The sequence below is a fragment of the Acetivibrio cellulolyticus CD2 genome, assembly GCF_000179595.2.
GTDB classification, from domain to species: domain Bacteria; phylum Bacillota; class Clostridia; order Acetivibrionales; family Acetivibrionaceae; genus Acetivibrio; species Acetivibrio cellulolyticus.
Genome location: NZ_JH556653.1, coordinates 599,556 through 620,626 on the forward strand (window position 1 = coordinate 599,556; position 21,071 = coordinate 620,626).

Annotated in this window: 14 protein-coding genes; 1 reads left to right on the forward strand and 13 read right to left on the reverse strand. The window is 35.8% G+C overall.

The genetic code is table 11. From position 1 onward, the window contains the following. Window positions 1-57: 57 nt before the first annotated feature. From ACECE_RS0204995 to ACECE_RS0205050, 12 genes are all read right to left on the reverse strand, one after another. Window positions 58-771 carry a CvpA family protein gene (locus ACECE_RS0204995; RefSeq protein ID WP_010244928.1) on the reverse strand — a complete coding sequence of 238 codons (714 nt, stop codon included), beginning with the start codon at window positions 769-771 and terminating at the stop codon, window positions 58-60. Between the two features lie 17 nt (window positions 772-788). Continuing rightward, window positions 789-1,982, reverse strand: a complete 1,194-nt coding sequence (locus ACECE_RS0205000) for a DUF5711 family protein (RefSeq protein ID WP_010244930.1) — start codon at window positions 1,980-1,982, stop codon at window positions 789-791. Between the two features lie 125 nt (window positions 1,983-2,107). Further along, window positions 2,108-3,205 (reverse strand): YkvI family membrane protein, encoded by a 1,098-nt coding sequence (locus ACECE_RS0205005; protein ID WP_010244935.1) that lies wholly within the window; start codon window positions 3,203-3,205, stop codon window positions 2,108-2,110. 189 nt (window positions 3,206-3,394) lie between these two features. Next, entirely contained in the window at window positions 3,395-4,762 is a 1,368-nt protein-coding gene (locus ACECE_RS0205010; protein ID WP_010244936.1) for a DUF4340 domain-containing protein, read from the reverse strand. Further along, the gene (locus tag ACECE_RS0205015) at window positions 4,759-6,183 is read right to left on the reverse strand and encodes a GldG family protein (RefSeq protein WP_010244939.1); all 1,425 of its coding nucleotides are present in this window, start codon (window positions 6,181-6,183) and stop codon (window positions 4,759-4,761) included. Before ACECE_RS0205015 ends, ACECE_RS0205010 begins: the two co-directional genes overlap by 4 nt. A gap of 5 nt (window positions 6,184-6,188) precedes the next feature. Beyond that, window positions 6,189-6,905 carry an ABC transporter permease subunit gene (locus tag ACECE_RS0205020; RefSeq protein WP_010244942.1) on the reverse strand — a complete coding sequence of 239 codons (717 nt, stop codon included), beginning with the start codon at window positions 6,903-6,905 and terminating at the stop codon, window positions 6,189-6,191. Window positions 6,906-6,907: 2 nt separating this feature from the next. Further along, window positions 6,908-7,942, reverse strand: a complete 1,035-nt coding sequence (locus ACECE_RS0205025; protein ID WP_010244944.1) for an ABC transporter ATP-binding protein — start codon at window positions 7,940-7,942, stop codon at window positions 6,908-6,910. Between the two features lie 324 nt (window positions 7,943-8,266). Continuing rightward, window positions 8,267-10,984 carry a cation-translocating P-type ATPase gene (locus tag ACECE_RS0205030; RefSeq protein ID WP_010244947.1) on the reverse strand — a complete coding sequence of 906 codons (2,718 nt, stop codon included), beginning with the start codon at window positions 10,982-10,984 and terminating at the stop codon, window positions 8,267-8,269. 220 nt (window positions 10,985-11,204) lie between these two features. Then, window positions 11,205-12,521, reverse strand: a complete 1,317-nt coding sequence (locus tag ACECE_RS0205035) for a DHHW family protein (protein ID WP_010244950.1) — start codon at window positions 12,519-12,521, stop codon at window positions 11,205-11,207. A 206-nt stretch (window positions 12,522-12,727) separates the two neighbouring features. Further along, the gene (locus tag ACECE_RS0205040) at window positions 12,728-14,146 is read right to left on the reverse strand and encodes an MBOAT family O-acyltransferase (protein ID WP_010244952.1); all 1,419 of its coding nucleotides are present in this window, start codon (window positions 14,144-14,146) and stop codon (window positions 12,728-12,730) included. 141 nt (window positions 14,147-14,287) lie between these two features. Continuing rightward, window positions 14,288-17,266, reverse strand: coding sequence for a DEAD/DEAH box helicase family protein (locus tag ACECE_RS0205045; RefSeq protein ID WP_010244955.1), 2,979 nt, complete (start codon window positions 17,264-17,266; stop codon window positions 14,288-14,290). Continuing rightward, window positions 17,259-17,795, reverse strand: coding sequence for a hypothetical protein (locus tag ACECE_RS0205050; RefSeq protein ID WP_010244958.1), 537 nt, complete (start codon window positions 17,793-17,795; stop codon window positions 17,259-17,261). Before ACECE_RS0205050 ends, ACECE_RS0205045 begins: the two co-directional genes overlap by 8 nt. 312 nt (window positions 17,796-18,107) lie before the next feature. On the opposite strand from ACECE_RS0205050, the gene ACECE_RS0205055 reads away from it, so the two are divergent. Continuing rightward, window positions 18,108-19,616, forward strand: a complete 1,509-nt coding sequence (locus ACECE_RS0205055) for a glycosyltransferase family 39 protein (RefSeq protein WP_010244961.1) — start codon at window positions 18,108-18,110, stop codon at window positions 19,614-19,616. Window positions 19,617-19,711: 95 nt separating this feature from the next. On the opposite strand, the gene ACECE_RS0205060 is transcribed toward ACECE_RS0205055, so the two are convergent. Further along, window positions 19,712-21,019, reverse strand: a complete 1,308-nt coding sequence (locus ACECE_RS0205060; RefSeq protein ID WP_010244964.1) for an extracellular solute-binding protein — start codon at window positions 21,017-21,019, stop codon at window positions 19,712-19,714. Between the last annotated feature and the right edge of the window lie 52 nt (window positions 21,020-21,071).

Sequence of the window (21,071 nt, forward strand, 5' to 3'; positions counted from 1 at the left end):
GAAAAAAAGCATGATTCGTTAATTATTTACATGTTAAAAACAAATTTCGTTAAAGCATTACATTATCTTATCTCCGGGGAACATCCAGTGCACAATGAAATTATTCTGGTAGAAAAATTTCGCAATAGTAGACGTTTCTACAGCCTGTGAAAAACCTTTAAATGCAGGTGAAGAAATAAATATCATTATAACTGCAAAAATAATGTACACAGTCAAAAGACCTTCTACAGCACCAAATGCAAACCCACCCAATTTATCCATCTGCTTGAATACAGGCAGCTTTGCTATACCCTCTAAAATAAACCTTAAGAATATCAACCCTACCCTAATCAGTATATACAAAAGCACCAGACTAAGAATATCAACAACAACATGAGTTAATACATCGCTTATCTTGTCCATTATTGCAGTTATATCCAATAGTCTTGTTACATCCTCTTTAGCTAATTGCCCTTTAATCGCTTCTTTTAAAAATCCAGGCAATTTCAAGCTATCAACCACTGACCCGGCCGCAGTCTGTGCTCCATGGTTTACAAGACCTGACTGTGCTTTCTGCTGAAGCAGCAAGTTCTTTAATATCCCTGACTTAATATTGTTAAAAATCGGTGTTTTGTCAAGAATATTTGACAACAGTGGGTAACATTTAACAGATATTATTGACGCAATAAAAAACGACACCAGTTTGAACATGGAATAGATAAATCCATTTTTTATTCCTATAAAGCCAAACCCTAAAATAATTACAAGTACTAATAAATCAGTCCAGTTCATAATAACCTCCCTATTCTTTATTTCATTTGCAACACTGAAAATCTATCCTTGTAAACCAATAAAACCTCACGCCTGCTTATAAAAAAAGCTTCCTTAATTTCTCCTTTTGGTTTATACTCAGCTAGCAGCCTGGCCTTTAAATCAATAATACGAAGCTCGTTTCCTGAGTTTACAGCTATAATATCTTCAAGTGAAGATAGATTTTTAACCTCGCCTTTAATGTCATACTCTGAAATTTTCTTCCCATCGCTATTATATACCCAAATGCCCGCCGATCCGCTTTCAAATATACCTATAGTATCTTCCGGGTTCGCAGCTACTATTGCATATTTACCCTCTGCTATACAGGAACTGAATATTTTACCATTTACATTTTGCTGCCATTTTTGTTTGAAGTTCTTGTCCAACATCATGAATACCGAATCCCCGACAGCCAGCAAATTATCATCATCCATAAACCATAACGAAGGAAATATAGTATTTTCCTTTGTAACTTTACCATCTAACATCTTTCCACTTACATCAGCAAATTCCAATATTGTATTCGTATTAACTCCAGATGTATCTACACTGTTTATAAAAACTTTTTTCCCCGAAGGCGATACCTTCGATGAAATTATAAAGTTCTCAGCCTTCCCTACTGTAAAACACTTCATACCCTGACGGTTATATACCGATACAGCCCCTCTGCTTCTTTCCTCACCGTGTACAACTGATATATAACCTTTGGAATTTATATCAGTATTAATTATATTATTGTCAAGTGCCTTTTCCCATACCATATCCTTTCCTTTAAAGACAAGAATGCTCTTTGCTCCATAATCCGCTACCAAAAGGTATGATCCAGCTGTTTTTACAATAGGATTATTAAGCGATAACGGGAAAGACCACTGTTCATTACCGTTTGTATCGAGATACATTATACTGTCCCGGGTACATTTTACAATATACCCATTATGAGTACCAAATACAGTATTTAAATTGGCATCATATTCATATTCAGTTGAACTCAACTCAAATTTATTGTTTTGGTTTAAGAAATTCCTTCCAAACAAGTCCTTAAGACTTAAACTCTTAAGGTCAACATCCTGACTTCTTAAATATGCAACTCCGGCAGTGCCCGCAATTATAAGTAAAAGCACTAAAAAAGCAACTATCTTGATTCCATTTCTATTTCCATCTTGCCTCGAAGTGTTTTCCGATAACCCCACATTAATTCACTCCAAATTTAATCATTTGTGTACAAACTACATTTTAACATATCGCAGCGGTAGCTGCAATCAAAGTAGATAATTCCCCATAATTCCCCTTCGATAAACAGATAATCATAAAGCAGTTATTTTCTAGCTGTTCTCACACTTCTTCCAGTTGTTTTATTTCGTATACGGGAAGGTACTGCAGAAAACGACTGAATCAGGATCACAAATACCATGAACATACCCATGTATCCAAAAATAGGATAAATAGTAGATATAAGCCCCGAAAAGCCAACATTTGATAATGGTATAGCAAGAGCACAAATAACCAATATTATAATCTTTTTACTTATATTGACCTTGTTGCTTATCCGTTCGACAAAACCAAATCCCGCGGTTAAAGCAGAAACAAACATTGCAAGCAGCAGTATAATAGTATAAAACCCTCCAAGTAATACACTAAAGCTATCAACCATTCCCATAACAGGAAGCTCTTTTGTCGCAATATTAGGGTAAAACAGGTAAATTGCAAAGTTTATTATAATAGCCATGAGGCATAACATTAATCCTCCGAAGACTCCTCCTAAAGCCGCTGTTTTTCTGCTTTTCAGATAAGGCAGGAGGCTACACATGACTACAATTGAGGTAATACTGTTATAACTTACATAAAGCAACGATGAAAAAACCCAGTTATGTGTAAATTTCGATATGCTGCCATAGAAACTGAAGACAGACATCTCTTTACTAAAGATTATATATAACCCAAACCCCATAATACCAAAAATCAGAATTGGCGTCACTATGCTGCTAATGTTCATAATCCCCTTAATTTCCGTAAAAAACACCATTGCACATATAATTGCAACAATGAGCACGGCAAGTTGATTTGATATATTTAATTTATCCGAAACAATTCCTCCAGCGCCGGCTATCATAATACAAAATACAGAAATCATGAATAAAGTAACCAAAATCTCCATCACCCAACCGAGAAACCATCCCACTGTTGGGAATAAAAACTCTTCATAGTTTCGTATTCGTTCACTATACACCTTATCCAGCACCACATATCCTATTATTGAAAACAAAACTCCCGCAAGAACTATGCCATAAAATCCGCCCTCATAATAGCTTGTAAAAAACTGCATTATTTCCTGTCCCGATGCAAAACCTGCCCCTATTATAGTAGCCATATATATACTTGCTACTTTAAATATGTTTTTAAATTCACTAAGCACTCTTAACAACCTCCAACTTAAAGTGCTTGTATAGAAAGTTAATTTCTATTAAGCACATAGTATCTTATCTCCTATAATTCTATGTTGAAGTTGTTTTAGTAATTACTGTTCCTTTATCTTATATAGTTCTTCTAATCACAAAAAAGCCCGAGAGCACCATACTCTCGAGCTTTTCTAAAACAAAACCTTTTATTTAACAACTTTCATTAAACTTTCATAATTCTTTCTTGGACCGTCTCCCGCATCAAAAGCACTCTTCTTTACTACCATTCCAGTGTATTCACCGTTTTTCAAGGCATAATAGTTTCTGTCGTCCTTTGGTATGAATTCAACTACCATTTTTCCAGGTGCACTCTCCAAAGAGTAGGTGATAGTAATTTCAGGAGTACCAGTCGGAGTCTTATCTAACAGCTCTATATCACTAAAGGCAATTCCAATTATGGAGGTGTAATAGTTTCTAAATGCTGATTCGCCTTCATCACCCTTTTTCATAACATCAATACCATCAATGATGAATTTATCTTCTTCCGGCTTTGCACTATCACTTTCTATCTTTAATGTCCTCGTATTTCCGTCTATATTTAATACAACTTCAGAAACATTATAGATTGTAGGTGCATAAACAAGACCCTCACATAATTCTATGGCTTTGATATCTAAAAAAGAGAATAGAGATGAATCAAGAGTAAACACTTCATTACTGCCATCAAGCTTTGCATAATATGCGTATTCAGTCTCACTCTCTTTACCTAAAATTAATTTTAATTTTTGCTTTTCTGTAGCCGCTTCGATAACATATGTTGGATTATCCAATCCGTACTTACTTAAATCTTGCGCATTTTCTTCAACATAATCTGTTACAGAAGCTCTTACAATGGATTCACAAATTGTATTAAGTCTTACCAAATTAATATTTCCTTTAATAGGCTCAAGCATTGTCCATCCTTTTTCACCTGATTTATCTACGGAGAACACTCTCTTTCCGCCTCTATCCAAAACAAATTTTGTAATATCAGTAGAATAAACATCAAATATATATTTATTTCTAAGTTCCTTTTCTGATGCTACAAGCAAATCTCCAGTAGAAGCATAAACAACATAGACGGAATTTCCTTTTTTGACATAGTAACCCTCTTTTGTAGCCGTCATGTTACCAATCTCCAGCACATTCTCAGTTCCATCGGACATTTTTATAGTCACCCTATATGGATTTGCAAGTCCATATTTTTCAAGTGAAGAAGCCTTTTCCTCAACTAATTTGTAAGCTGATAAATCTGCTGCATTTGTCACTATCGCATTCACATTTGTAGCATCAATTTTGAAGTTTCCCCCTGAGGTCATTTCCCACTCTGTACCGTTCTTTTTGAAAACATACTTGCCATCAGTATTCTCTACAGTCAGCTCAGAAGCTTTCTCAGCATCAAACTTCGACACTTCTATCTTTTTATCATCACTCTTGGTAGCGTCTGATTTGGATGAAAGGGTAACATAAGCAAATGCACCTGCCAGAGCAAGCAGTACCACTACAAGAATAATTAAATTCCTGTATAATTTCATAAACGCCTCCTCCTTAACCACACAAATACTCCAATTATGATAATCAGTAGTGGCACAACCAAAACAGTTACCAAAATAACCATCTTTGCACTATTGCTTGTCAAATTTACAGTATCATATACAGTAGTCTTTGGCGTAATAACAAGGTCATTTGCAGTATTACGCATCCAGGAGAAACTTGCCAAAAATAGCTGCATGGTGTTCTGCGAGCCTTCTGAAGGGTTATTTAATACTTCATCAGTTAAACTATAAGCATTTCCGTATACAACAATCTTTGACTTGTATGCACTATTATACTCAGCAGCTGCTCCAACATAAAGCGGCCCCATAGTTGTTTCACCGTTTGTCACTCCATAACTTTCCCCAGTTGCTTTATCACTTGTTTTCAGCAAAGGATAAACCGTTAGCGGCTCCTTTTCATTGCTCAATAAATTTATACTTCTAGAGCTATTTAATACCATATAGAACTCACTGGTATCTTCTCCAGTAATTTCATTCGCCTCAACAAATGGCAGAAACGTGTATGGATCATTAGGGTAATGTCTTTGATCATCATTTTCCTTTACCCTGTCATAGTTCAACCCGATATTATATTCATTCAGTATAGCTTCAAAATTATTAAACTTTTTGTCCCCACTTGTAGGATCAAACATGAATATCGCATTACCATTCTTTTTAAAGTAATTGGTTAGCCTATCAGCTTCCGCTGATGATAAATCTGATTTGGGACCTGCAATTACAACTATCTCTGCATCTTCCGGAACCTTCTCCACAACTGCAAGATTTATTGTTTTAACAGAATAATTGCCGTTTTCCAAAATCTGCTTCATGCCTGTATACTCACTATCCAAAGCCCTTTCACCATGGCCTTCAAGGAAATAGATAACTGGAGTTTTTTCATTTGTTACATACTTTACAGCACCGGTTATACTTTGTTCAGCTGTAAAAAACGGTGTTCCTGTCTGTTGATCTGATGTAAACAATTCCTGTGCTACTACTTTTTTTGATTTACTTCCGCTTGATACGACAATATTATCTACCTGCAAGCCCAACAGATTGTCCTTATCCAATTTACTTATTATTTCAGGGTGCTTATCAGGATCAACATATTCAACCGTTACTTTAGGATATTCCTCATACTTATCCAAAAACTCGGTTATCATTTCACCTGCCCCTTCAATCTCCATAAGCTCCTGCTTATCAGCTAAAAAAGTAATTTTGACATCCTGTTTAAGCTCATTGAGTATTTTATCAGTTTGTTCGCCTATAGAATACATCTTATTAGGCGTCAAATCCCACTCAACATCAAATTTATCGATTTCAGCCAACAGGTTAACCGCCACCATTATCCCAATTACTACCAGACTTAAAATTGTGAAGATACTACCGTATTTAAAATTTTTATTCTTTAATATACTCATCTATATCACCCCTGACTCCATCGCTTTTTTTCTAATATTATCATTGCCAAAGCAAGAAAAACTCCTATTAAGCTGAAAAAGAATACAAAGTCTTTAAGATTAATAGTTCCCTGTACAAATTCCTGGAATCTTCCATAAAATGAAATCCAATCTGCAAGCTTATAAAGCACTCCGCTCAAAGCGCCCTTAAAAAAGTCTATAACCCATACAAAGAACAAACTTAAAGCTCCTATTACTGCTGAAACTATAGCATTCTCTGTCAGAGAAGATGCAAACACTCCAAACGCAACAAAGAATGCCCCCATAAGAATATATCCCATATAACTTGTGATCATTGAAGATACATTCAAATCACCTGATACTGCAATAATAATTGGATAAATAGCTGTTACAGCAACCATCATTAAATAAACCATAAGCGCCGCAAAATATTTGCCCATTACAATTGCAGGTACTCCATTAGGAGAAGTCATCAAAAGGACTTCTGTACCATTTTTCTTTTCCTCGGCAAATACCCTCATTGTTAGAATAGGTAACACAAAAGCAAGCATAATACCTAAGTTATAGATTATTGCTCCAAACAACGTCTGTGTAGGTCCACTTGCTTGCAAAATCGGCTTAATAAAGTTAAGCGATAGCAAAAAAGTATAAACACCAGTTAAAACGTATGCTAAAGGAGAATAAAAATAGCCTTTAAGTTCTCTTTTAAAAATTGACCACATAATTATTCATCCCCCTTTTCTTCGTCTGGAATATCTTGTTCTTCTACTTCTTCCGAAGTTATCTCTTCATCATTTTCCTGTTTATTCTTATCCAAATCAGCATTCGGATCCTTTGATGTAATCTTAAGGAATACTTCTTCAAGATTCATTCCTACAGATTTAATCTCTAATATAGGATAACCGTGTTTAGCCATCTCAAAGAAAATAGGCTTCCTAAGATCTACATCCTTATTAGCTTCAACTAAATATTCATAAGCATCCTCAAACTTACCGTTTTCTGTAACGTTATTTACTCCATCGATACCTTTAAGAGCTTTTACAACTTCATTGCTAGGTCCATCTATCTTTACAGAGTACATTGCAGAACCTTCAACACTCTTTGTAAGATTTTCCGGGGTATCAACTGCAACTATCTGCCCCTTGTTTATTATGACAATACGTTCACAAACCGCGCTGATTTCCTGCATTATATGCGAACTAAGGATTATAGTGTGATCCTTTCCAAGAGCTTTGATCAACTTTCTGACTTCAATAATCTGAGTTGGGTCAAGTCCAACTGTAGGCTCGTCCAAAATAAGAACCTCAGGGTTACCTATAAGTGCTTGTGCCAAGCCTACCCTCTGTTTGTATCCTTTTGAGAGGTTTTTTATAAGTCTTTTACTGACGTCTGAAATCTTTACCAGTTCCATAACATCAGATACCTGACTTTTCCTTTTCTTTCTGTCAACCTTCTTCAGATCACTTACGAAATTCAGGTACTCACTAACTGTCAAATCTGTATAAAGCGGAGGCATTTCCGGTAAATATCCAACTCGCTTCTTAACCTCGCGAGGATCTACGCTAACATCATACCCATTTACTTTTACAGTTCCACTTGTTGAAGGCAGATACCCAGTTATCATATTCATTGTAGTAGATTTACCTGCCCCATTTGGCCCTAAGAAACCAAGTATTTCACCTTTTTCTACAGTAAAACTTAAGTTTCTGACAGCCTTTATTTGACCATAAGATTTAGTCAAATCCAGCACTTCAATCATCGTGTTCTCTCCTTCCGTTCGTTCATAGTTCTACAAACCCACGACACATAATACCATTATCCTAAAATAATTTTAATAAATTGTGAACAAATTGTAACCATTTTTTTTGCTGTGATGTTTAGAAAAGTATAATATGACCTGCATATTATATAGCTTTTTAAGGCTTTTATCAAGATATATTTGACAGGTTTACATTGGCAGAAAGCTATACCCCTTTAAACTGTAAGCACATAGGAAAGGTCTCACATAATATGGAATGCTGAAAATATAACTTCAGCCTTTCCTAGGTGAGACCTTAAAATAAATGTCTTGTTTATTATAAACTTATATGTACTTTCTATTTACTTTGAAGAAACTTGATATCACCGGCCCAAGGGCAGAAAAACCTGCTACAAGTACCCAGTCATAATATGATAACGGCACTGTCTTGAATATTCCCTGAAAAGTGGGTATATATACAACACCTATGATCATGATCAGTGAACAGATTACCGACAAAACAAGCGGGATGTTGTTAAAGATCGGTATCTCAAATATATTCTTTCTCTCAGATTTGCATTCAAATACATGTACAAGTTGAGTCAACACAAGTGTTACAAAAGCCCCAGTTCTTGCTGTAGTAACATCTTTCGTAAAGTACAGTACACTTATAAACACTGCCAGTGTGCTTAATCCCACAAGCAAGCCTCTAAAAAGTATCAGGTTTAACAGACCATTGGAAAATATATTTTCTTTAGCTCCCCTTGGAGGTCTCATCATTATATCCTTTTCTGCCGGATCGAGACTTAAGGCGATAGCCGGAAGTCCATCGGTCACAAGATTAACCCACAGTATCTGTATGGGTAAAAGCGGAAGAGGCAATCCTATAAGCGTTCCAAGGAACATTGTCAATACTTCGCCTATGTTACACGCCAACATATATCTGATGAATTTTCTGATATTATTATATATAACTCTGCCCTCTTCAATTGCTGCTACAATAGTTGCAAAATTGTCGTCCAATAGTATCATTGAAGATGCCTCTTTTGTTACATCTGTTCCGGTTATGCCCATCGCAATCCCAATATCAGCTTCCTTTATGGCAGGTGCATCGTTCACACCGTCTCCTGTCATAGCTACAATATGCCCCTGTTTTTTTAGTGCCTTTACAATTCTAAGCTTGTGCTTTGGTGAAACCCTGGCATAAACTGATACATCATTTACTATGGACTGCAGCTTTATATCATCCATGGCTTCAAGTTCTGTACCAGTCATAACCTTATCGCCGTCCATGGCAATACTCAGTTCTCTTGCTATAGCTCCTGCTGTTATCTTATGATCACCAGTTATCATTACTGGCTTTATTCCTGCAAGTCTACATTTTCTTACGGCATTTATAGCTTCTGTTCTTGGCGGATCTATCATCCCTATGAGTCCTACAAAAACAAGGCCCTCTTCAACATGTACATTGTCATAATTTCTGGAATTTAATTTTTTATATGCAACACCTAAGACTCTTAATGCCTCCTTCGCAAGTTCATCATTTTTTCTTAAAACTATCCGTTTATCCTCTTCACCTAATTCCCTAATACCGCTAGCTGTGTAAATCTTAGTGCATTTTTCAATTATTATATCAGGTGCTCCCTTGGTAAATGCATATATTTCTCCCTTTCGGGTCTCACATATTACCGACATACACTTTCTATCCGAGTCAAATGGAAGCTCACCAATCCTAAAATAGCTGTTATTCAACTGTTCCTGTGTCAGGCCTGCCTTGGCACCTAAAACCAGGAGAGCAGCTTCTGTAGGATCACCGCTTAATTCCCATTTTTCATTCTTTGAAAACATTGCCTTCATCTTATCAAAAGCATTGTCATTATCCTTAATTGTTTTCACCATAACAGCATTATTACACACACCTCCAATTTCTATTGTAAGCTTCAAGCTTGCCCGTTGGAGTGGATCTGCTTTTTTCCCCGTAATGGTAAATTCGCCTTCGCTGCTCAATGATCCCCCATTTATTTCTACAACACTTCCACCTGTATAAACCTTTCTTACAGTCATCTTATTTTCAGTCAAGGTACCTGTCTTATCCGAACAAATTACACTGGCACATCCTAACGTCTCAACTGCCGGAAGTTTTCTGACAAGTGAATTTCTCTTAAGCATTTTTTGCACCCCAAGTGCAAGAGCAATCGTAACTATAGCCGGCAGTCCTTCAGGAACCGCCGCTACAGCAAGACTTATACCCGACAGAAGCATGGTAAAAACCTTTTCTCCCCTAATGATACCGGTTATCGATACAATAGCACAAATTACAAGGCAGCCATATACAATGAATTTTCCCAAATGATCAAGTCTTTTCTGAAGGGGAGTTTCTTCATCTTCTATGTTCTGGATCATATCTGCAATCTTGCCCATTTCAGTAAGCATACCCGTAGCACTGGCTATAGCTTTTCCCCTTCCGCTTGTTACAATCGTTCCCATAAATACATGATTCAATTTATCCCCAATATTTTCAGCCTTTTTGCTCCCTGATTCCAGAGTTTTTTCAACAGGTACCGACTCACCGGTAAGCAATGATTCGTCAACAAGCAGTCCATTGGCATCTACCAGCAAAGCATCCGCAGGTACTCTATCACCCGCTTCAAGTACTATCATTTCTCCGGGTACTATCATTTCTGCCTGAATCTCCACAAGCCTTCCATCCCTGATAACCCTGGCAACCGGCGCTGCAAGTCCCTTCAAAGCTTCCATGGTTTTTTCAGTACGGTACTCTTGAATAAATCCAAGAACAGAATTAATAATTACTATTGCTACTATAGTAATAGCTTCAGTTATTTCACCCATAAAAGCCGATATAAGGGTACAAGCAATAAGGATCAGTACCATAAAATCACTAAACTGCTCAAGTAGGATTTTAAGTGCTGAGATTCTCTTTTTTTCGGCCAGGGTATTAGGACCATATTTTTCAAATTTTCGTTTTGCTTCCTTTTCACTTAAGCCCGTGTAAACCGTACTTTCCCCGTTTAGGCTTTTCAGCGAAGCACCCGTGGTACTCAATACATATCACTCCTTTTCGTAAGCATAAAGCGTCTCACTCAAAATCAAGTACTTTTATTTAATTTCAAGTCCCCATATAGTCCTATTTTTATTCAAAAATCACAATAAATAGACCAACTTATACCCTCATTATTACAATTTCAAAATTTAGCGGGAATTTGCCGAAAAAAAAGTGGCTTCCGCCACATTTTCACATTCAAAGTTAATCTTTTTAATACACTTATTTATCGTACATCAAGTTTTCAACACTGCTCATAAAATCTCTCGAATTAACATTCTCCATATAATTTACAAACAGAATTTCATTTATGCCTTTTGAATCAATAAAATCAATAAGATTCCCATGTATAGTAATATCATAAAATCTTGGATCAACAACATATATTTCTTCATAGTGCGGCAAAAGAAAAGGTACTATAGTATTACCATAAGAGTCCTTTACTACTAAAAGTTTTTTGCCGTTTTTATTTTCAGTTTTAATAACAGCCCAGGTAGCATCCCCGCCACTCAGGAATACCAGGTATTTATCCTTCTTTGTTTCTGCGTACTTCATATCTATGATCTTTGCTTCACTGCAATTATTCCAATGATGCATTTCATATTTATAGTTTACATACGGAATATAAGCATATATAGTATCAGGATTATCCTCAATACTTTTATCCATTGTTTTAGAATAAGAACTTCCTAGAAAATTATCAATTTGCACAGTTTGGTATTTTTCAAGAGGTACTGTATCTTCATTTTTGGTTTTCATAAAGGCCGAATAACCGTAATATGCACCTAAAGCGGTCCAATGGTGATCACTTCTGAAGTAGATATATTCATCCTTATGGGTGTTTAATATGTCATATGCATTTACGGAAGTAATTCCGCTGCTAAATTTTGTATCCAGGAACTTTATCGCATTATTCTGAGAATCGGATATTCCTTTATACTTTTTAAGTTGTACAAATTCACTATTTGTTGGTGCAATCAAAGAATATACGGGTATTTTATTGTTTAACCGTTCATTATACTTATTTAGCACCTCAGCATAATAATCAAAACTATCCTTGTTAAACTTAAAGAGTTCCACCGCTTTTCCATCAATGACAAGCCAATAGCCAACCCCTTCACTTTCATTATACTTTTTTTCCGCAGTTGGAGAAGGCGCGCCAGATGTATTCTGAGGTTCCTTTGTAGCACTTACTTCATCGCCCGTATCAACTTTTTTATCCCCAACTGTATTAATTTCCTTGGACTTGTCGGCAACAATTATTTTTGCATCGGAGGTATTAAAAAACATTGCCTGTTTGATACCTGAACTTATTCTTAAAAGCTTGTCCCTCCAAATAAAAGTATCGTTATAATAATCATTGTAGTCGCTGAAGTAGCTGCCGTTTGCTAATGTAGATAAGGTAAAGTCAGGCTTTTGCTTCAACGCCCTATTTTCAAGTTCTGAAACTTCAGGTTTGTTTATGTTAACAAAATTTGCAATACCTAAAATCAATATTATGGCAAGAAATATTATTGTATCTAACTGTAACTTTTTCATAACCAAACGCCTCCAATAGGTTATTTAATCGATGCCACCATACCGGTGCCTCGTATAAGAATCAATTTTCAGGGCCTTTGGGGCTTAGAACAGCAGCAGCGCATTCTTAACATTATAAAAGATATAGTTCCTCTGCTTATCGCAGACGATTTTACTACTTTGATTGCAGCTTCCGCTGCGATAAGCAGTCAGTTTGACAAATTGCACTAGAACTTATAGTAGAGGAACGGGTTGTATGACTGACCTACAAGCAGAATAATTGACCCTATAAATATTGCAATATTAGCAGTGGATTTTATTAACTGGTCAACAGAGTAAATCCCTATTTGCTTTTCGCTCAGAATTCTTTTCAATCGTTCAAAAAGCTTTTTTACAACAGGTGTACAACCGATTAGAGCAATTAAAATAAAGATTATATAATTACCCATACAAATTGCAACCTCGGGACTTGACCACGAAGGAGCATTTATTCCAAACATTATCCCGATAAACTGAAAGGCCTGCCTTAAATCGGTATGGTAGAAGAATACCCAACCTACAAGTATTATTACAAAAAAGTAGGCTCTCCATAAAACTTGAGGTATTCTTTTTTCAAACTTAAATAACACGTACTTTTCCACAACTATAAGCATAAAGAAATAGATTCCCCATACAATAAAATTCCAGCTTGCCCCATGCCAGAAACCGGTAAGAAACCATACAACCATCATATTCCTTATATGATTTTTTCTATTCCCTCCAAGCGGAATGTAAACGTAATCTCTGAAAAATGACGTTAATGACATATGCCATCTGCGCCAGAATTCAGTAGCAGATTTTGCTACATACGGATAATCAAAGTTCTCCTTATAGTTAAAGCCATACATTTTCCCCAAACCAATTGCCATATCTGAATAACCCGAAAAATCAAAATAGATTTGTATTGCAAACAATAAAATTCCCATCCACGCTCCTAATACAGGTAATCGTGTGTAGTCACTATCCAGAAAAGCTTGAGCAAATTCGCCCGCCTGATTTGCAATTATAACCTTTTTCCCCAGGCCCACAATAAAACGGCTCACACCATTATTGAACGCCTCTGCCGTCAGCATTCTGTTTTCAATATTTTGTGCAATATCTTTATATCTTACAATAGGTCCTGCTACAAGGTGATGAAACAAGGATACAAACAGCAAAAATTTGAACGGAGATTTTTGCGCTGTTACCTCTCCTCTGTACACATCAACTACATAGGAAATGGACTGGAATGTGTAAAATGAAATTCCAATCGGAAGGCTAAAGCTCACAACCGGTATATCTAAGCCTGATAAATTATTCACATTCTCTGCTATAAAACTAAAATATTTAAAGAATCCAAGAATAAGGATATTGCCCGTAACGGATAAAGCGACTATCCCCTTACCCTTCCAACTTCCTCTGTACTTTTGGACAAGAAGGCCGTTAGTGTAATCAAATAATGCTGTAAAAATTAAAACACTAATCCATATCGGCTCTCCCCATGCATAAAAAATAAGAGAAGTAATGATAAGTACCCAATTTCTGCAAGTATCGTTGTTGATTGAATAATACAAAATGAGGTTTATAGGCAAAAAGACGCACAAAAACAAAAGACTTGAAAAGACCACGTAGAATCCCCCAATCCATGTTGTGATTTGATAAATTTTAAACTTATAACTAGACTCTACACCTATTTTAGATTTGTTTCAAGTTGTTGGGGTTAATTCCCTGTTCTATTTACTGGCTTGTAAGGATGATATTACTATTTTTCATTTCCATATTTTCAAACTGCTTCTTCTTGCACCCAGAAAGTTCCTTCTCCCATATTTCTCTATAACCTCTCTTCCATTTTCACCCTTTAAAAAAACAACATCCCCCGGACTGACATATTTGTTCCAATACTTTTTAAATACTATTGCCTTTTCCTTAATATTGAAAACATCGGGCAAGGGGTGATAAAATGACAAAACCGGCTTACATTTATTTGCACCATATTTTAGTATATATGCAAACTTTCCTAAAGATTCTTTAGGAACAGCAACTTCATATCTTTGAATTGCATATCTCTGATTTTCTAACGGCGAAAAAATCTGACCCAATGAGCTTGAAAACAATTCAGAATCAACTTCATATCCATCAAGGTAAATTCTTATAGTCCCGTCTGATCGTTCTGTGATAACAATTTTATCCTCTTCAATTTTTTTATTTATCATTTCACATTCCGCCATAGCATTTAAAATGCATTTCGCTATGTCTGAAATAGCCGATCTTGCTGCAAGCTGGAAAAAGTTTTCATTTCCGTATTTCCATAAATCGTTTATCCCCTGATACGTCTTAAATGACATAAATCCTGCAACACCAAAAAGTGTAATTGAAGCAGGAAGCGAAAACATAACAGCAGCAGATGCAGCAGCAACTGAAAGTACTGAAGCTGTTGTCTTACCTGCACAGCTTTTTATCTTATTGCCCAAGACTTTCCTCTCGTTGACAAAAACACTGCTGTCCTTCATGCTAAATGATTTTAACAACTTAATCTCACAGCACCCAAGTTCAATATTTTCAAAGGGCTCTCCAACCCGCCACATCTTATAAATCCTATTTCTGTCAAAAGCCATTTCTATCATGTTTTTGTTTATTCTCTTCATATCATCGAGATTAATGAGCCCCTCCTGTCTTCCAAGAGATGGGTCAAGGTGATTTATTCCTTTTTGTATCTGCCCGTCATCGCATACTCCATAGTACTGGGCATGTTTTCTATAAAGCCTTTCAAGATCGTTGTATCCTTTTTCAAGTCCTGGTGCAATACATATAACATCCCAATTGTTTGCAACCTTTTGCGGGTCACTGGAACTTTTCCTCAGACTTCTACCTTTGAGCTGATTTACAGATGCATAAGTAGTCACCGCAGTAAGATCAATCAGAGTATTTAAATTCAGGCTGTCCCAACCTTCGCTTAAAAGTCCTCTAGTACCGATAATACACTTTGTAACACCTTGTTCAAATAGATAAGTAGTCATCAACACTGAAGTTTTAGAACCCCAATCTTTTCCTGATCCAATAACACAAACAAACCCTCCGGACTCTTCTTTAGACAATTCGAGATTTATATCCATATTATTCTCTTTGGCCCATTTAAGTCCATCCTCAACAAATTTCTTAGCCAGATCGTCATCTAGAATAAGTCTCTTTGCTGTTATCATGACCGGGTCAAGGACATCAGTAGAATTATCCGATACCAATGCCTTCATTACTGCTACTGCACCACCGCATTCCTCATCCATCAAACCTTGTGACTTTGTGATTGAAAGTGCATTGGAAATTTCAAAATCTGTAATAATTGCTGCTCTTATTTTGTCTCCCAAACCACTCATTTCTGCTTTTAATATCTCCTTTACAGCATCTGTCTTACTTTTGCTGTATGCGAGTATTCTATCAAGAGGAGAACTATTGCTCCTTATTCCATTCTCAGAAAGTACATATCCAAGGCTCTTAAGTGCATCACGTATACTGTCATACAGCACTTTATCAGCCTCTTTATTACTAAGCTTCAACAAATTCAACGCATAATCCTCAATAAGGATAATCCAATCGTTAAAGTTTAATTGCTCATACATGTCTTCAGTTATTGTTATATCCCACGGAAGTTTGCAGTTGTTTTGCAAAAGAAATTTTACTCCAGCTGCAGCAAACCCTGGTCTGGAATTTATAAATTTAGTCCACTCCTGAGTTTCTCCGGATAATAATTTCCTTTTGACAATTCTATCAAAAACCCAGAAATAAAAGTCGTTATTACTGTTATTAAAAAGCTCAGTTAACTCTTTAAATTTCAAGTGACAATTTTCAATGTATTCTAACTCTGCCTTTATAGGCGTACAAAAATAAACAAGATCCTGATATGGTGAAAGCAGTCCCTCTTTCACGATTGCTGGAACCGGTATATAATAATCTATTTCACCAAGCAGAGCAGTATAGCATTCTATTTTTTCTCTGTCCTCATCCAAAGGAGGGGTTGCAGTCAGCCCTATAACACAGGATGCATTCAATTTAACTATAATCTCTCTCATCACAAGAGCCCAATAGTTTTGAAGGTGATGGCATTCATCAAAAATTACAGTATGGATTTTATTTTCTTTTAATCTATTAATTATGTCCAAAGTATTGGCGTGTAAAATCTTTTCAATATTGCAATTGGGATCATTAAGCAAGCTCTTTCTGAGCTTTTTGCTGTATTTTGATATTTCTGTCTTATATGCGTCAGGATTAGTATTCTTCATTGTGTTTATTCGAAAAAGAGCTTCCTCATGCGGCACACCTTGGGTACTGCTGATTGAATCCGCCCATATATTTTCCGATATTCTTCCAAAGGATTCGTCATCACCTACCGGAACACTGAGCATTTGATATGTAAATATGTTGATAAGACCTACGTTATTTGCATCCGTGTTTACCAACTTTTTTAATTCAATATTCTCAGAAGGCATAAAAAGGTTAAACTTGTCCAACCATTGACCCTGTATCGTAGTATTTGGGCATATAATGAGCATAGGATTACCCATCCTTATCCCCATCTCTATACCCATGATTGTCTTTCCTGAACCGGGAGGAGATACTACATGAAATTTAAAAGGTGTATCTTTGTGCTTAAGAATAATTTGTTCAAATTTCTCCAGCACTATTTTCTGGTGCTTTCTAAACTCCAACTGGAATTTGAAATGCTTTAAAAGATTTTCATAATTAAATTCATTCATAATATTTCTCTCTATAATCCTTTGTTATTGATTCGTCAATTACGTTGCTAAGCGCTTCAGCTTCATTAATCAAATCATCACATGACTCCTTGAAATTTGTCTCATCGGCTTTCATGTAAAACTGGTTGTTAAGAGAAGTAATAAGACTATATATCCTGTTCATTTTATCCTTAGTCCCATCAACATGCTGAATAACTGTCATATCAGCGGTGTCAGCTGCCTTTAATGATACCAAAGAATCCGCCAGTTCAAAATACAGGCACATAAGTTGTAATATTTTTTTTACAAGCATCTCCTGCAGCGGAGTGCAATTCCCTACAGGCTCACACTTTTCCACTAAACGCCTCTTTATATCCATCAGTTCAACCAACTCTCGGCCAAACTCAATCCTGCAGCGTGTGTATATATCTTCAAATGTTGAATTGCACTTTTTCCCAAGACTAGCTATCTCACTTTTTGGTCTTTTTAGGGACTGACTTTTAAACAGTTTTTCAATTATTTTTTTTATTACTCTGCTTATTTGGCTCATAGATAAACCCCATTGCTTTTTTTATAGAAAAATTATATCAACTTTATAGCTTCAAAACAATCATACAATATCAACAAGCTATTATAAAGAATATGTAATTATATTTGTAGTCTTTATGGCTATCTAAATAGATACTAAAAGTATCATTTTTATATCAACTTTTTCCAAAATATAACTTTACATTTTATTATATACTATGTTAGAATCCGTACATACATCTTCAATATATGGTTATTAATCAGATATTTCCCACATAAAAACTATGCCATATTATATTGATTATTGTAAAAAGCATTTTAAAACGGGGTTTGTATGAATTTTATTGAAAAACACTTAACTTCATTTATAAGTAATACATTAAAAGTTGTATTTATATTAATACTAATAGGAAGTATATTGGCATCTATAATTTTGAGTAAAATGGTATTTCACAACAATGTTGGTTATTTTATTCTAACAAATACAACACTGACTATATTAACTTTAGCAATTGGCTACCTGTTTTATAGGTACTTGAAGAGTTCAAAAAACTACACAAATGCCTTACTGATAATATTATCCTTAGCCTTTTTAGCAAGAATTTTATGGATTTTTGCAGTAAATACACAGCCCTTTTCAGATTTTGGATTAATGTTTGAATGTGGCGGCCACTTTGCCAAGGGTTCTTATTGGATATTTAAAGGAACAAGCTATATAGGAAGGTTTACCCACTTGACAGCATTCACTATATATCTGGGATTGATTCAAAAGTACTTCGCCAATGCCTTGCTTATTGTTAAGATAATTAATGTTATTTTATCAACATTGAATATTTATTTGATTTATCTGATAAGCAATGAATTGTTTGATAACAAGGAAAAAGCCCTTTGGGTTTCCTTAATATCATGTTTATTCCCTCCATTTATAGTCTATAATTCAGTAATTTGCTCGGAGAACCTGGCTATGCCGTTTTTCCTGGCAAGTATATATCTGTTTATTCTGGTAGTAAAATCTAAGAAATCACCAATATGGTTATTATTTGCAGGCGCTGTATTAAGTATAGGGAACATATTCAGGTCTGTGGGCATTGTAATTCTTATAGCATATATCCTTTACTTGATAATTTATTGCAATAGGAAAAAGGTTATATCCTCCTGTTCTCTAATACTGATTTCCTTCATTATTCCCTTATATATGGTTAGTTCAATCTTAATAAGTGCAGGCATTACTGAATATCCTCTTTGGCAGGGAAGAGAGCCAGCAATAACCTCAGTCTTAAAGGGAACAAATATCGAAGCTAATGGTATGTGGAATAAGGAAGACAGCGAAATTCCCACAAAATATAATTTCGATTATAAAGCTATAGAAAAAGCCTCAAAAGATATAATTAGAGAAAGATTAACAAAAACACCTATCCACAAGCTGGTTATATTTTACACAAGGAAGTTTGTAACACAATGGTCAGTAGGTGACTTCTCCTCCCTATATTGGTCAACTACCAAAGTAAGCAAGGAAAATGCTGCCTCGCAGTTAAGCAGGTTTGCAACACCTTATTCTCAAATATACTATATAGTAATTATAGCCTTTGCTTTGCTAGGCTTATTCAATAAGGAGTACCGCACAAAAAATAAAGTGATAAACCTATTTTATATAATTTTCTGCGGTTATGGACTATTCTATCTTTTAACAGAAATGCAAGCCAGATATGCGTACATTGCATCATGGATATTCCCAATATTGAGCTATACGGGTACTTTGCTGCTTTTAGAAAAATGGAAAAAGCAAAAAGCTGTCACAAGTAACCAAAATGCACCTCAGCCAGTCCATCTACATCTAAATTAAATACAATATTTTGCAGTAAAAATGCAGTAAATACCAATAGTGGGATGAGAACATTCAAAACATTCCCATCCCACATATAATCTGTCAGGTTGTTTTTATTTCTCGTTTAATTTTTGCATTTCTTTTGCAAAATCTTCTGGTGATATCTGACCAGCAATTAATTCAGCAACCAGATTCTTATGTATATCTGCATCAGCAGCTTCTAAAAATACGTCCCACCAGAGAACCCAAGCTGTAGAATCCTTCGTCATACTAACCATTTGCTTAACCATAGGAGACACATTTGAGTCATCTACCTGTACGTTCCATCCTGGCATACCAGCGTTTGCCAGATATGCTTCTCTAGCCATATCTTCTGCTATAAACTTTACTACCTTAACGGCCATGTCCTTATTTGAAGTACCTGAACTAACCATAAATCCATCTCCAGCTCCTCCGAAATACTCTGTTGCACTTCCTTTTCCACCAGTAATTGACGGGAATTTAACAGCAAGAATTTTGCCCTTAACCTTTGAAGTTTCACTTTCAACCACACCAGCCACCCAGTTACCATTAAAAAGCATGGCGGCTTTTCCCTCTGCAAATTGATTATTGCCACTATCGTAGGACAATTTTAGCGGGTTTTCTCCAAAAGCACCGGCTTTTGATAATTCGACCAGCTTTGCTGCAGCATCAATAAACTCAGGAGAGTTAAAAGAGGCTTTTTTGTTAAGAGTTTTGATACACTGTTCTGCTCCTGCTGTACGAAGTGCAAGAATGTCGTAATAGAACATGGCAGGCCATAATTCTTTAGCCCCGTTTATCATAGGAGTTATACCTTTTTTTGAGAAGGTATTCACTGCTGTTAGTAGTTCTTCATAAGTTTCTGGGATTTTTACACCATTCTGGTCAAACAGTTCCTTATTACAGTATAAAGGAGCCACCTGCATCTGATAAGGCAAGCCATATACTTTGCCATCATAAGTCATACTGTCTGTTATTCCGGGTAAGAGCTTATCCTTTATATCTCCCATATATTCATCAAGAGCCAATACCTTGCCTGATTCTACAAAAGGTTTTGAAAAGCCTGCAGACCATGTAAAGAAAATGTCAGGAAGCTGGTTGGTTGACACGGCATTCTTCAGTTTTGTCTTATATGACTCGTTATCTATCCCTTCTACTACAAGTTCTACATCCTTAAATTGTTCTTTAACATGTGTTAGAACATTCTGAAATGGTTTTTTATTTCCATCACTGTCTGATACCCACGCATGCCATAGCTTGAGAGTTACTTTGTTGTCTGCCTCTGATTTTGTTTCCAACTTAGGCTGTTGTGTATCATTTTTTGCTTCACCACTACTTGCACACGCTGACATACTGAATAGCAAAGCTGCAATAGTTATCATGTAAAGTGCTTTTCTCATTGCATATCCTCCTTGTATTTTGTATTCTAGGTATTTTTGGTGTTTATAACAT